Annotated in this window: 12 protein-coding genes and 3 pseudogenes; 6 read left to right on the top strand and 9 right to left on the bottom strand. The window is 46.5% G+C overall.

The features are described 5' to 3' along the window. Positions 1 to 35 precede the first annotated feature (35 nt). Both HMPREF1222_RS10905 and HMPREF1222_RS12650 read left to right on the top strand, forming a co-directional pair. Positions 36 to 1,172: an ABC transporter permease gene (locus tag HMPREF1222_RS10905; protein ID WP_016519453.1), complete on the top strand. Its 1,137-nt coding sequence runs from the start codon at positions 36 to 38 to the stop codon at positions 1,170 to 1,172. A 14-nt stretch (positions 1,173 to 1,186) separates the two neighbouring features. Next, positions 1,187 to 1,501, top strand: a pseudogene (locus HMPREF1222_RS12650) (ABC transporter ATP-binding protein); the annotation flags it as partial. On the opposite strand, the pseudogene HMPREF1222_RS10900 reads toward HMPREF1222_RS12650, so the two are convergent. After that, a pseudogene (locus HMPREF1222_RS10900) lies at positions 1,499 to 1,849 on the bottom strand (Rpn family recombination-promoting nuclease/putative transposase); the annotation flags it as partial. The pseudogenes HMPREF1222_RS12650 and HMPREF1222_RS10900 overlap by 3 nt on opposite strands. A gap of 124 nt (positions 1,850 to 1,973) precedes the next feature. Between HMPREF1222_RS10900 and HMPREF1222_RS10895 the strand changes: the two are divergent. Beyond that, a complete protein-coding gene (locus HMPREF1222_RS10895; protein WP_051122540.1) occupies positions 1,974 to 2,288 on the top strand; it encodes a four helix bundle protein in 315 nt (104 codons plus the stop codon). A gap of 60 nt (positions 2,289 to 2,348) precedes the next feature. Here HMPREF1222_RS10895 and HMPREF1222_RS10890 read toward each other — a convergent pair whose 3' ends face one another. The 7 genes and pseudogenes from HMPREF1222_RS10890 to HMPREF1222_RS10860 all read right to left on the bottom strand — a co-directional run bounded on the left by HMPREF1222_RS10890 (position 2,349) and on the right by HMPREF1222_RS10860 (position 7,084). Then, the gene (locus HMPREF1222_RS10890) at positions 2,349 to 3,185 is read right to left on the bottom strand and encodes an Rpn family recombination-promoting nuclease/putative transposase (protein ID WP_016519450.1); all 837 of its coding nucleotides are present in this window, start codon (positions 3,183 to 3,185) and stop codon (positions 2,349 to 2,351) included. 260 nt (positions 3,186 to 3,445) lie between these two features. Further along, positions 3,446 to 3,682 carry a hypothetical protein gene (locus HMPREF1222_RS10885; RefSeq protein WP_016519449.1) on the bottom strand — a complete coding sequence of 79 codons (237 nt, stop codon included), beginning with the start codon at positions 3,680 to 3,682 and terminating at the stop codon, positions 3,446 to 3,448. Positions 3,683 to 4,020: 338 nt separating this feature from the next. Then, positions 4,021 to 4,248 (bottom strand): annotated as a pseudogene (locus HMPREF1222_RS10880) (hypothetical protein); the annotation flags it as partial. A 94-nt stretch (positions 4,249 to 4,342) separates the two neighbouring features. Further along, on the bottom strand, positions 4,343 to 4,867 hold the full coding sequence (locus HMPREF1222_RS10875; protein WP_232502161.1) for a GNAT family N-acetyltransferase: 525 nt from the start codon (positions 4,865 to 4,867) through the stop codon (positions 4,343 to 4,345). 11 nt (positions 4,868 to 4,878) lie between these two features. Then, the gene (locus HMPREF1222_RS10870; RefSeq protein ID WP_016519448.1) at positions 4,879 to 5,673 is read right to left on the bottom strand and encodes a hypothetical protein; all 795 of its coding nucleotides are present in this window, start codon (positions 5,671 to 5,673) and stop codon (positions 4,879 to 4,881) included. Between the two features lie 7 nt (positions 5,674 to 5,680). Next, complete coding sequence (locus tag HMPREF1222_RS10865) at positions 5,681 to 6,625, bottom strand: DMT family transporter (protein ID WP_016519447.1); 945 nt, start codon at positions 6,623 to 6,625, stop codon at positions 5,681 to 5,683. A 3-nt stretch (positions 6,626 to 6,628) separates the two neighbouring features. Then, complete coding sequence (locus HMPREF1222_RS10860) at positions 6,629 to 7,084, bottom strand: hypothetical protein (protein ID WP_006190117.1); 456 nt, start codon at positions 7,082 to 7,084, stop codon at positions 6,629 to 6,631. 179 nt (positions 7,085 to 7,263) lie between these two features. Here HMPREF1222_RS10860 and HMPREF1222_RS10855 point away from each other — a divergent pair, with 179 nt between their 5' ends. Further along, positions 7,264 to 8,379 carry an ABC transporter ATP-binding protein gene (locus HMPREF1222_RS10855; RefSeq protein ID WP_006190118.1) on the top strand — a complete coding sequence of 372 codons (1,116 nt, stop codon included), beginning with the start codon at positions 7,264 to 7,266 and terminating at the stop codon, positions 8,377 to 8,379. Positions 8,380 to 8,486: 107 nt separating this feature from the next. Here HMPREF1222_RS10855 and HMPREF1222_RS10850 read toward each other — a convergent pair whose 3' ends face one another. Continuing rightward, positions 8,487 to 10,037 (bottom strand): AbgT family transporter, encoded by a 1,551-nt coding sequence (locus tag HMPREF1222_RS10850; RefSeq protein ID WP_016519446.1) that lies wholly within the window; start codon positions 10,035 to 10,037, stop codon positions 8,487 to 8,489. A gap of 253 nt (positions 10,038 to 10,290) precedes the next feature. Between HMPREF1222_RS10850 and HMPREF1222_RS10840 the strand changes: the two genes are divergently transcribed. Both HMPREF1222_RS10840 and HMPREF1222_RS10835 read left to right on the top strand, forming a co-directional pair. After that, entirely contained in the window at positions 10,291 to 12,042 is a 1,752-nt protein-coding gene (locus HMPREF1222_RS10840) for an ABC transporter ATP-binding protein/permease (RefSeq protein ID WP_016519445.1), read from the top strand. Between the two features lie 2 nt (positions 12,043 to 12,044). Then, the gene (locus HMPREF1222_RS10835) at positions 12,045 to 13,748 is read left to right on the top strand and encodes an amino acid ABC transporter ATP-binding/permease protein (RefSeq protein ID WP_016519444.1); all 1,704 of its coding nucleotides are present in this window, start codon (positions 12,045 to 12,047) and stop codon (positions 13,746 to 13,748) included. Positions 13,749 to 13,777: the final 29 nt, after the last annotated feature.

The raw sequence follows: 13,777 nt of genomic DNA, 5'->3' as shown, positions 1-13,777 counted from the left end.
ATTCAAGCGGAAAGCGGATACGGGAGTGAAGCGCTATGACAAGAAACAGAATGTATTTAAAGATGATTACCAGTTCGCTGGTACGCCGCCGGTCGCGGATGCTTGTCGCGTTGCTGGCAATCGCAATCGGTTCTACGGTGCTGTCGGGCTTGCTGACTATTTACTATGATATTCCGCGCCAGATGGGGACGGTGTTCCGCTCATACGGCGCAAATTTGATATTCCTTCCGGCGGGAAGCGAAGCCAAGATTATGGAGGAGCAAATCGGTGCTATTAAACAGGCAATCGATCCCGATAAGCTGGTCGGTTTTGCGCCGTACATCTATCAGTCTGCAAAGGTGAACGAGCAGCCGTATATGATCGCCGCGACCGATCTGGAAAGTGCAAAAAGTAATAGTCCGTATTGGCTTGTCCGCGGGGACTGGCCGCACAATAAAAAAGAAGTGCTGATCGGACATGAAATAAGCCGCAACATTGAATTGTCGGTCGGCGATACTTTTATCGTCAATACGCCGAAACCGAACGGCGATGTAACCGTCACCGAATGCACCGTGTCGGGCATTGTTACCACCGGCGGCGTGGAAGAAGAATTCATCTTTATGAGCCTTGAGGACATCAAGGGGATTATCGGGTATGACGATCGGTTCGATGTTATTGAATGCAGCATCGATGGCAATCAGGAATACCTGAAATCGATAGCCGACACCGTATCGAAGCAAGTGAGCGGTATTACGCCGCGGCTTGTAAAGCGCGTAACGGAATCTCAGGATGTGGTTTTAAGCAAGCTGCAGGCGCTCGTGTGGATTGTTACCATCATCGTGTTGTTCTTAACGATGATTTGCGTAACGACAACGATGATGGCGGTTGTTGCGGAGCGCAGAAAAGAAATCGGCCTTAAAAAAGCGCTCGGCGCTTCGAACAGCAGCGTCGTTAAAGACTTTATGGGCGAAGCGGTGATGCTCGGCTTAATCGGCGGTATCTTCGGCGTGGTATTAGGCTATGTGTTTGCCGATAACGTGAGCATCAGCGTATTTGCCCGCGAAGTGTCGTTCCCGGTGCAGCTCGCGCCGTTTACGGTCATCGCATCGATTGTCATTACGATTGTTTCCTGTTTGTTCCCGGTGCGCGCCACGGTAGATATCGACCCCGCCTTGGTTTTACGCGGGGAGTAGAAAAGGAGAATTATATGGATATTTTAACATTGAGCGGAATTTCAAAGATTTACGGCGATCTTAAAGCCTTGGATAATATAAATTTAACGGTTGAAGAAGGCGAGTGGCTGTCGATTATGGGGCCGTCCGGTTCGGGAAAGACAACACTGATGAACATCATCGGCTGTATGGATAAGCCGTCGCTCGGCAAGATTGAGCTGGCGGGGCAGGATATTTCAAAATTGTCTTCCAAGGAATTGACGATTGTCCGGCGGGACACCATCGGCTTGGTCTTTCAGCAATTCCACCTTGTCAACTACCTTACGGCGCTTGAGAATGTGATGATGGCATCTTGTAAGACTGGTATACGGTTCTCCTTCTTTAAAGCCTTCAATGTACATTTTAGACCAATAGAACAGTGTTCGAGGAATAAATTCGGCAGACCAAGAGTTTTGTATTTCAATGTCTATGGTCGTGCTGTCTTTTAATCGAAGCTTGACATCAAGAATACCGGTCTTATCGGTTATCTCATCTTTGGTAAGTTCCTTGTCCAGCAGTTCAAGGTCTGCAATCATACCACTGGGCATATCCAGTACGCATTCAGGAAAGTCCTGCAAGCAGGCTTTATTTTCTTCCGAACCGAGCAAGAGCTTGAATAAATAATCGTTTTTAAGTGTTAATCTATAGGTGTCTTCCATTTTTGCCTCCATACCCTTTATATAAAGCACGGATGAAGAAATGGCTAACAAAATGGGGATAATTCATCGTTTTTTGATAAAAACTGAAGCTGAGGGAAAAACAATTCAGAATTATGAATTATGAATCACACAGTATCCATTACAAATTAAGAATAAGCTCTGTGATACGAACCGTGAGTTTGTTATGTCAAAACAGCTTTTAAAAAGCGGAACGAGCATCGGAGCAAACATTAAAGAAGCCCAGCAGGGACAAAGCAAGGCAGACTTTTATGCAAAGCTCTATATCTCGCTCAAAGAGGCAAGCGAAACAGAATATTGGCTGGAGCTTTTACACGAAAGCGGATATATCGGTGAAGAAGGGTTTTCTGCAATCTACCAAGACTGCCAAGAAATCATCAAAATCCTCGTCGCTATAACAAAACACAGGAGAAATGGGTAATGGATAATGGATAATTGGTAATTATGAATTACAAATTACACATTACCAATTACAAATTGATTACACATTACAAATTGCTTCTACCTCTGCTTGGGTAAGGCCAGTCGCTTGCGCTATTTTTTCCTGCGAAAGGCCGAATTGTAGAAGATTTTTTGCCGTTTCGAGCTTTGCTTGGCGGGAACCCTCTGAGCGACCTCTCGCTTCACCTTCTGCAAGGCCGAGTGATTTGCCGCGGGCTTCGCCTTCATCAAAGGCATCCATCAATACTGCCGGTAATATGTGGTATTCTTTCCGCAGCTGTTCGTTGCGTTTTACTGTTTGTATCATTTGCTCTATCCTCCCTGTATATGCTGTCGTTACTTTGCCGGTTTTTACATACTGTAAAAAGCCTTGTAATTCCTTATTATCTGCGGTTCTAAACGAGTTCGCATTTAGTATAATCTTTTTGGTTCCATCTTGTAAGGGGAGCCTTTTATCCTCAATACAGATATTTTCAAACGTGTAGACTGCTCTGTTACTGCCGATAGGGTCAAATAGACAAATAAAGATGATATAACTTTCGTTGAGCGCTTTATAGGAATAGCCTTTATCTAAAAAGGCGACATCCAGCACAGCCTGATAATACCGCATCCGTTTCGGTATGTTATACTCATTTCCAACTTGCATTTCAATATCGTAGGATGTGCCGGCTTTGTCTTTTACTAATACATCCAGTCGGACGGTTTTGGCTCCGGAATTAGCGGTAACGGTATTTTGGGACGATAGATACGTGATTTTCTCGATTTTAGCATTAAAAAGCATCTCAAGAAATTCTTTACAGATAGGTTCATACTCCATAACCTTACAGAACATGAAATCATCTGCAATGGTGAGGTCTTCAAAAGGTTTTTGTGTCATTCACTCCTCCTACAATCCTTATATGACTTTTAGATGTTTTTGGCTTGAAAAATGAGGATAATTCATCATTTTTAATTAAAAATTACTAAATGGAAATACGGACTCCGATGATGCAGTTGCAGTGGAACCAGCCTCTGCTTTCAACAACAATACCAATCCGCGTCAGGAGCAAAGCTAAGAGGAGGTAATTGGTAATTCAATGGGTAATGGATAATTGGTAATTACAAATTACCAATTACAAATTGATTACACATTACACATTATAAATTACCAATTGATTCGACCTCTGCTTGGGTTAGGCCGGTCATCTTTGCTATAAATGGAATTTCACAATTTGCTTGTTTCATCAATCGTGCCGTTTCAAGTGCTTTTTGATGGGACCCTTGAGATATCCCTTGAGATATTCCTTGAGATATTCCTTTGGCAAAGGCTATTTTTCCTGCTTCTTCTCTCTGTACTGCAATATCTGTGTCATAATCATATTCGGCGATTAACATATTGATCACCTCCTCTCTTTTGAAAATATATGGCGCATCTACTGCGTCTACTGACAGGATGTCAGTGGTTCCACACAACAGCGATGTTTTTGCACAACAAAAACTCGCCGTCAACAAATGTACACGGATGTACATTTGTTGACGATGTATCTGCATCATCTATTTTCAAAAGTGCTGGCGCGTATAAATTGTCGTCTGGTTATCAGTTTTTGCCCTTTATTGGTAGAGTTTTTTCCGTATCAGAAGCGGCATGGATGCCGCTGGTTCCACGCAGGAACAAGTTTGCTCTGCAAACTTGCAGCTCAAGAATGTACATGGATGTACATTCTTGAGCGAGGGTGTTCAGCAAGAACGATAATCTTATTGTCTACAAGGCAGGAAACATCGTTGACAATATTCATGTACATGACATTATCAAGCTTTATGTTTTCTACAGGACAGGAAAGCTGAAGGTTTGTTCCGTGTAAAGCATTATACAGCGATAAGAAGTTTTCTTTTGCCTTCTCATCTTCACTGAATAGGTCAACAAATACCGAGTCTTTATATTTTCTGTTCGCAGTAGACATAGCGATTCCCTCTCACTGACTGCATTATAGCATAGATTATAGGATTTTGCATTATCAATTCATAACTATGAATTAAGAATTTCACCGTCGGCGCCTATATTGATTTTTCGTAGATAAAAGCCCGCTTATTTCCGAACCATGCAAATCGGTCTAAAACCTGCATGCGGATAAAGCCTTGTTTTTCATAAATACGGATTGCATTACGCCAGTCTTCATGTACAAGCAGGATAATCCGTTCCAACTGCGGGAAAACGGCGGAGATGTGTTCTATAGCGGAGGCAAAAAATGCTTCGGCAATTCTTTGGCCGCGTACTTCGGGCAGCAGCGCAAACGAAGAGATATATAACGCCGTCCCTGCCGGCTGATAGCGCTCCCGTACCGAATGTCCGAGCGCAAATGCATCGGCTTCAATCTTTGCGGAATCCCATAATTCGGCCGTAAAATACCCGCACACGGATTGCGTATCGGCTTTGATGAGGACATAATTGCAATCGGAAGCGTACGCAATGCGCTCGGCAAAAACATTTTCCTCCTCAACGATGTTTTCTTCAAAACTCTGCCGTTCGACCTGCATCACCGCCGCTAAATCCCCCGGCTCCGCCTTTCTTACACTATACATCTTCCGAATCATTACCAACCTAGTATCTCTTTACGGTGCAGCAAGCCTATTGCCCGGAGGTTTTCTTCCGTAGATTTATGCTCTCCGCTCAATTTTTTAAAATCGATCGCAAAGCAGTTCATAGAAAAATGCTGAAACACATAGACCGGTGCATCGTTCTGTCCGCCGTACTGCCGCCGAAGCTCATCCGCATAAGCGGTAAAAAGGGATTTTTTTCTTAATTCACCGTATCCTACCAGCCACAGCGGACACTTCAGCGCTCGCTGCAGGGCAGCGGTATGGGCGGCCAGCCGGTTTTGAGTTTCTTCGAACAGGTTGCGGAATTGCCTACCGCCGTGCTTGAGTAAATAGGTAAGTTCTTTTGTCTTTGCGGTATGGACAGGCGTTTTATTAAGGATGATAACATCTCGCCGGAAATCGATGTTGAGTTCGGGATGGCGGCGGAAAAAGCTTTCCGCAACCTTTCCAGCCTGTCCCACTAGGTAGCGCTGATTTTTATGCAGCTGCTCATTTTTCCCCGGATTATCGCTGATGATGATCAGTTTTATTTCATCGGAGGCTTGCACTGCATCCAAACTATGGTTATATACAATAGGGGTTTCGTTCGGGTAAGCCGGAGTTCCATTTTCCGCCGCCGCAGCCTGCTGTAATAGATGCAGCGTTCCCTGCGCAGTTGATTTTTGCACGGCGGACAACGATTCATCAGGTGCTGCATATTCATAGCCGCAGCGCTTAAGCCACTCTCGGCATACCGCTTTAAAATCGGTTCTAAATGCCGAAAACGCCTTCCATTCGCTATCGGTCATCGGGGTGTTATTCCTTTATCTGAGAGAAAATTTTTCTAAATACGTTACTACTCAGTTTTTTCTTGAGGAATCCGAGTTTTGTTTCGGATATTACAATGGCGATAAAAATGAGAACACAACCGATGAAAAGCGAAACCGTTACCTTCTCATGCCAGAACAAAACGGCAAGAATAATACCGAATACCGATTCGAGGGAAAAGATCAGCGCAGCCGTCGATGCAACAACCTCCCGTTGACCGATTGCCTGCAGTATATTGGTTAGCGACATACAGACAACGCCTAAATAAAGGGCGGCAAAGACGGAATGCCCGTTCCATACGATTTTAGCGTTGTCTTCAAAAAAATAAGTATAAAGGCCTGCATACACGGCGCCGAAGAAAAGATTTCCGATGGTCAGCAAAATAGGATCCATGGTGTCGACATACCGTCCCAGATACACGAGGTAGGCCGCAAAAACCACGCTTCCTATCAGTGCAAGAAAATCACCGAGGTTTAAGCCGACAATTGAATCCTTTAAAAGATCGGGCATCGAAATAAAGCCGATTCCGACCAGACAAAGAACGGCCGCAACAACGTGATAGATATTCGGTTTTCTTTTCCAAACGAACCATGCAATAAACGGGGTGATAACGCAATACGTCGCAACCAAGAATCCGCAGCGCCCCGGCGGGCACCCTGCGGCAATCGAAAGATTTTGCATCAGATATCCGATTGTCATAAGGAAGCCGAGAAAGGCGCAAACGGTAAAATACGAGCGGGACAAGTTTTTTAGCCGTTTGATAAACACCAGCATCAGCACGGTAACCCCGATAGCGCAGCGCGTAAAGACTAAAAAAGCAGGAGGAAAATAATCGCTCGTACTGCTGATGGCGACAAAGGTTGTTCCCCAGAACATTGCCGCAACTAAAAGCGCGATATGCGCACCGATTTCTTTTTTTGTAAGTTTACTCATAGGTTAATCCAGCCAATATATTTTATCGGGAGCTTGTTCTCGTAAAAAAATTTTGCGGTACCGCTGCGAATGCTGCACCCGCACATCGTCGGGAAAATAAACAGTATGTAAGAACCACACGGTATCCAAAAGATCCCCGAAGGAATCGGAGCAGGAATACCGGTAGTACAACGGAGATTCTTCAAGCAGCGCACGCATTTCAAGGTCATGGGTATGGAACGGGTCGACCGCTTGCCGCAAATTACTCCGTAAGCCCCCATACCACGCATGCGTAATAGCCAGTAAATTGAGCCGTTTATGAGAATCCATATAATACAGCTCATACATACCGGCTATTGCGGGAACGGAAGTTGTTATCTTATATTTGTCCGCGCGGGTTAAGGCCGTCCATGTCAGAGTATAATAGACATCGTTTTTGTCGTCTTCTTCTTTTATAATAATCGGTTTTAATTCAAGCATACTCCGGCGTTACTATAGCATATTCCGCCTAAATTGGCTAGCAAGCTCCGCCGGGGCAAGTTGCATCAGGTTGTTTTTAAACACCGGCAGAATAAAATAGGTATTGTTTCTGTTGTTGTTTGACAGACAGGGAATTTGAGGGTATACTTTTTTTATAGGATAATTTTTAGGAGGCCGTAATGGCAAAAGTTGAGTTAAAAAATATCGGCAAAATTTACGACGGAAATGTCCGTGCGGTAGAAAATGCCAATATTGTTATTGACGACCAAGAGTTTGTGGTATTTGTCGGACCGTCCGGCTGTGGTAAATCGACGACACTCCGTATGATAGCCGGACTTGAAGAAATCAGCGAAGGCGATCTCTACATAGACGGCGAACGCATGAATGATGTTCCCCCGAAAGACCGTAACATCGCAATGGTTTTCCAGAATTATGCGCTTTATCCGCACATGACCGTCTATGACAACATGGCATTCGGATTAAAGATACGCAAAGTCGATAAACAGGAAATAGAACGCCGGGTACATGAAGCTGCCCGCATCCTCGACATTGAAAAGCTGCTTGACCGTAAACCTAAGGCTCTTTCGGGCGGCCAGCGCCAGCGTGTCGCAGTAGGGCGCGCTATTGTCCGTAACCCCAAAGTATTCTTATTTGACGAACCTCTTTCCAACCTCGATGCGAAGCTCCGCGTTCAGATGCGTGCCGAAATTTCCGACCTGCACAACCGCTTAAAAGCTACCATGATTTATGTTACCCACGATCAGGTTGAAGCAATGACGATGGGCGACAAAATCGTTGTTATGAAGGACGGAAAGGTACAGCAAATCGGTTCGCCGCTTTATCTCTACAACCATCCGGTAAATAAATTCGTAGCGGGCTTTATCGGTTCGCCGCCTATGAACTTCTTAAACGTCAAGGTAATAGAAAAAGACGGCGGCATTGCTATCGACGAAGGTACCTTCGTATTGCATCCTACCGAAGATCAGCAAAAACGCTTAAAGAAGTATGTCGGTAAAAATGTATTCTTCGGTATCCGCCCGGAAGACCTTCAGCTTGTTACCGAAAGCGATGATGCGCAAAACAGTATGCGGCTTAAGATTACCGTTAAGGAGCCGCTCGGAGCGGAGACGCATCTTTATCTGGCTTCAAAGAACCAGCAGGTTATTGCCCGAACATTCGGTACTGTCGAAGCGGGAATCGGCGAATCGCTTAACTTTGTCCCGACTATGGAAAAAGCACGCTACTTCGATAACGAAACGGAAGAAAATATCTGCGAGGATGTCCAAAAGCAATAGAAATACTTATCGGCAGGGCTGCCCTGCCTGATATAGGCTATTACAAACTTTTTTTAAACGCCGGAACATTGTATTCCGGCGTTTTTTTAGATATTTCCCTTATTTTCTTATAATGTTAAGAATGCTTCCGGCCCGAGCGGTAAACCGGTTACATACCAAACAATCATCAAGCCGAGCCATGAAAGCAAGAATGCGATTGAATACGGAAGCATCATCGAAATCAATGTGCCGAGACCGGAATCATCGTCGTACTTTTTCATGAAGACTACGATCATCGCAAAATAACTCATCAACGGGGTGATGATGTTGGTGCTTGAATCGCCGATACGGTATGCAACCTGCGTTAAAGCCGGTGAGAGGCCGAGGTTTACCATCATCGGTACGAAGATCGGCGCCATAATAGCCCATTTTGCAGAGGCGGAACCGATAAAGAGGTTCAAGAAGGCGGAAATAATAACGAATGCGATAATCAACGGTAAACCGGTAAAGCCGATGCTCTTTAAAAAGTTTGCACCGTTGACGGAAATAATCGTACCGAGATTTGTCTTACCGAAATAACTGACAAACTGTGCGGCAAAGAATGCGAGGACGAGATATCCTGCCATCGAACTCATTCCGTGAGTCATCCCTTTTACGAGGTCTACCGAGTTCTTTATTTTTCCTAATTTTTTACCGTATACCAAACCTGGAACCAAGAAAAGAATTAAGATAACGGGAAGCAAGCCGCCGTGCATAAAGTTGCTGAGAGAACTTAGTCCTGTTTTAGGATTCACTTCGCTTAAAATAGCAAGAGACGGAAGACCGGGCAATCCGAACATACCGATAGCAAGCAACACTACCATAATCAGAATGGAAATACCGGCACGCTTTAATCCCTGTGTTTCTTCGGGGGAAACAGGCATATTGTCCGGCTGATAGGTACCGTGGTATTCGCCCAAGTTCTTTTCTACGATTTTTTCGGTTACAAGAGTACCTACAATAGTCAGAAGGAACGTTGAAACAATCATAAAATACCAGTTACAAGTCGGATCAAGCGGAATATCCATACCGGCATTGTGCAACGCTTCGATTGTGATACCGGTTAAGAGCGGATCGGTGGTTCCCAATAGTAAGTTTGCTGAGAAACCGCCGGAAACGCCGGCAAAGGCTGCGGCAAGACCTGCCAGAGGATGGCGTCCCGCATTCGCAAATACGATAGCGCCAAGCGGAATAACCACGACGTAACCTGCGTCGGAGGCGATATTACTCATAATACCGGCAAAAACGACAACGGCAGTCAGCAATCTGGGGTTAATATTAGTGAGGAGCTTTTTCAATGAAGTATTGATAAGTCCTGTCCATTCGGCGACACCGATACCGAGCATTGCAACCAATACCGTACCGAGCGGTGCAAAACCGGTAAAGTTTTTCGTTGCGCTGTTCAAAATATAGCGAAATCCGTCGGCATTCAAAAGCGAAACAGCCTTTATTGTTACTTCCTGTCCTTTCTTCGCGTCAAAGTAGGTAACAGGTGCACCAAGCGCCGCTACAATAGCGGAAATGATGACAACAATAATACTGAGGATAAAGAAAAGCATAGCCGGATGCGGCAGCTTGTTTCCAATCCTTTCCACGCCTTTAAGAAAGCCCGAGACTTCCTTGTTCTTTTTTGTACTCATAAGAACTCCTAGAAAATGGTTTTCGCATATAACATTAAACCTGTTCCGAAACTTCCGTTTTAGAACAGGTTACCTTGAAATGCGATGTATCTTCGATTATATATGATGATTCTCGTATTGGCAAATGAGAATTTTAGCGGCTTTTCATCGATATCTGCGGTTTGATCTGCGGCTTGCCGGTTTTGTTGCCCGCGGTTGTTACCCACGGCTTGCCGATTTTGCCATAGCATGATACTATGCTGCCCGTTCATTTATGATAAAGAAAAGATTAATTATACTCTTGGCGCACTCAAAGCGCTATGTCTATCTTAATGTTTTGTGGCAGTGGATCGCCCTTGTTTCGCAGATTGTGACGGTGTTTTTTATCGGGTGGCTTTTGGAAGCTTTGCTCAACGGCACGGTTTCTTCAAAGGGAATGCTGACCGCCGCAGCTGTTTTCATAGCGGCGCTCGCTGTGCGGGCTATCGCAACAAAGTACGCTACCCGCTATGCCTTTCTTGCCGGCAGGGATGTCAAAACAACCTTGCGGGATACCCTCTACGCAAAATTGTTGAAACTCGGCGCTTCGTATCGGGATGCTATCGCTACCTCGGAAGTAGTGCAGCTTGCTTCGGACGGGATCGAACAGCTTGAAGTCTATTTCGGCAGGTACTTACCTCAATTTTTCTACAGCCTCCTCGCGCCGCTCACCCTTTTTGCGGTACTGGCGCCGGTCAGTTTTAAGGCTGCGGTCATTCTCTTCATCTGCGTTCCGCTTATACCGCTTTCCATCGTAGCCGTACAAAAAGTCGCTAAGCGGCTGCTTAGTAAATACTGGGGCGCTTACGCCGGGCTCGGCGATAGTTTTTTGGAAAACCTGCAGGGACTGACCACCCTGAAAATATATCAGGCGGATGAGGTAAAGGCAGAAGAAATGGACAAAGAAGCCGAGCACTTCCGGCGTATCACGATGAAGGTGCTTAGTATGCAGCTCAATTCCATTACCGTGATGGATGTGATTGCCTACGGGGGAGCAGCCGCCGGCATCATCACCGCGGCCTATCAATTTGCTGCAGGAAGTATTTCAGTTGCGGCGGCATTCAGCATTATCCTGTTGGCTGCGGAATTTTTTATCCCGCTCAGGCTGCTCGGCTCTTTTTTCCACATTGCGATGAACGGTATGGCCGCCTCGGATAAGCTTTTTTACGTGCTCGATCTTCCCGAACCTGCGGATGCGGACGGTTCAATTGCCGAGGCCGCCGGTATCAGCGTTAAAGACCTGTCGTTTTCCTATACCGAACAGCGCGCTATTCTTACGGATATCAATCTTACCATTCCTCACGGTTCCTTTATCGCCCTTGCAGGGGAATCCGGATGCGGCAAGAGTACCATCGCCGCGCTCCTTTCGGGAAAGCATAAAAATTATACGGGAAACATCCTCTTCGGTGAGGCCGAACTTAAAACAATCGATGAGCGGCGTATCATGCGGCATATTACCGTCGTGAAACACAATGCGTACCTTTTTAAGGGAACCGTTGCGGCAAACTTACGGATTGCGAAGCCGGACGCTTCTATAGAAGAAATGACCGCGGCGCTGAAAAAAGTAAACCTTTCCGATTTCTTGGAAACGCAAAAAGGGTTGGACACAGAGCTGCAGGAAGGCGGTGCGAATTTCTCCGGCGGGCAGCGGCAGCGGCTTGCATTGGCACGCGCCCTCCTGTTTGACAGCCCCGTCTATATTTTTGACGAAGCAACCTCCAATATCGATATCGAAAGTGAAGAGCGGATATTACAGGTTATCCATGAACTGAAACAGACCAAGACGGTTTTATTGATTTCGCACCGGTTGGCAAACAGCGTAGACGCCGACTGCATCTACTTTATGGAGCACGGCCGGATTACGGAAAAAGGCACTCACAGCGAATTGATGGCCTTAAACGCCCGCTATTGCGCTTTGTACAAAAACCAGTCCGAATTGGAACGGTACGGAAGCGCCGCCGCTCATGCAGCAGAGGAGGAGCTTTAATTATGAATACACCGCTTATGAATACACCGCAACGCAGAAGCGCCCTTACCATTATGGGCTCGCTGATTACCCTTGTCCGCCCGCTCCTTCCCGTTATGCTGATTGCAATTACCGCAGGAGTGCTCGGCTTTTTATGCGCGATATTTATTACCGTTCTGGGTGGCGAGGCTCTTATCGCCGCGCTCCGTACCCATATACCGGTAGGACAAACGCTTTTCGGATTGAGTTTTACGCATATCGTTACAGGCTTAATCATCCTTGCCGTGCTGCGGGGAGCGCTCCGCTACGGCGAGCAATACTGCAACCATTATATCGCGTTTAAGCTTTTGGCGATTATCCGGCACAAAGTATTCAGCGTGTTACGGAAACTCGCCCCCGCAAAGCTTGAAGGTAAAGACAAGGGAAACCTGATTACGCTGATCACTACCGACATCGAGCTTTTGGAAGTGTTTTACGCCCATACCATCTCCCCGATTGTTATTGCGGCGCTGACCTCCGTGTGTATGCTGATCTTTCTCGGCAGCCGCAGCCTTATCGCAGTGCCGGTCGCACTTGTAGGGTACATCACGGTCGGCGTAATTATTCCGCTGCGCAACGGCAAGCGGACAAGCGGGGAGGGACTTGCGTTTAGAACTGAATTCGGGAATTTGAACAGCTTCGTCCTTGAATCCCTGCGCGGCTTGGAAGAAATTATTCAATACGGCGCAGGCGACCGTATCCGTGCCGAACTGCGGCGGCGCTCGGAAGATCTCGGAAAGCGCGGCGAGTATTTAAGCATGCAGGAAGCCCGGCAGCGGGTCGAAACCAACACGGCCGTCCTGTTTTTTACCTTTGCGCAGCTTTTTCTTTCCATTATTCTCTTCCGGCGAGGAAGCATTGATTTCGCCGCCGCAGTGGGAATTACGTTCGGTATGAGCGCCTCTTTCGGCCCCGTGCTTGCCCTTGCCCAGCTTTCCAATAATTTAAACCAAACGCTGGCGAGTGGCGACCGTATCCTCAGCTTGTTGGAAGAACAGCCGCTCGTAGAAGAAATCCCTGCCGACGGCAAGCAACGCTCATTCGAAGGCGCCGCTGCCGATCATATCGATTTCAACTACGGGGGAGAAGCTATCCTGAGCGATTACAGCGCCGTCATCAAAAAAGATACGATTACCGGTATACACGGCCCGAGCGGTTCGGGTAAGTCTACCTTGCTGAAACTCTTAATGCGGTTTTGGGAAGTGCAGAAAGGTGTAATACGCATTTCGGGTGAGGACATAAAAACCGTGCCGACCGGCGCATTGCGGGCGATGGAATCCTGTGTTACGCAGGAAAGCCAGCTCTTCAAAGGCACCATTGCCGACAACATCAAAATCGGCAAATTGGATGCGTCGGAAGAAGAAGTTATCGCAGCAGCACAAAAAGCTTCCATCCACGATTTTATTACCACCCTGCCCGGCGGCTATGACACGCCGGTCGGAGAACTCGGCGACACCCTTTCGGGTGGAGAAAAACAGCGTATCGGACTTGCCCGTGCCTTCTTACACGATGCACCCTTCCTTCTCCTCGATGAGCCTACAAGCAATCTGGATGCTCTTAACGAACGCATCATACTTAAATCGATGAAGGAATCCGGGGCGGGAAAGACGATCGTGCTTGTTTCGCACCGTACATCGACGCTCAACATTGCCGACACCGTTATCACTATCAGGGCAACGGCATCATAAGCACAATGCGGATAGACACTCATAAGTAA

The organism is Treponema vincentii F0403, from assembly GCF_000412995.1.
Taxonomy (GTDB): Bacteria; Spirochaetota; Spirochaetia; order Treponematales; family Treponemataceae; genus Treponema; species Treponema vincentii.
Note: the sequence above shows the minus strand (reverse complement) of the source record. Positions and strands in the feature narration are given on the sequence as shown.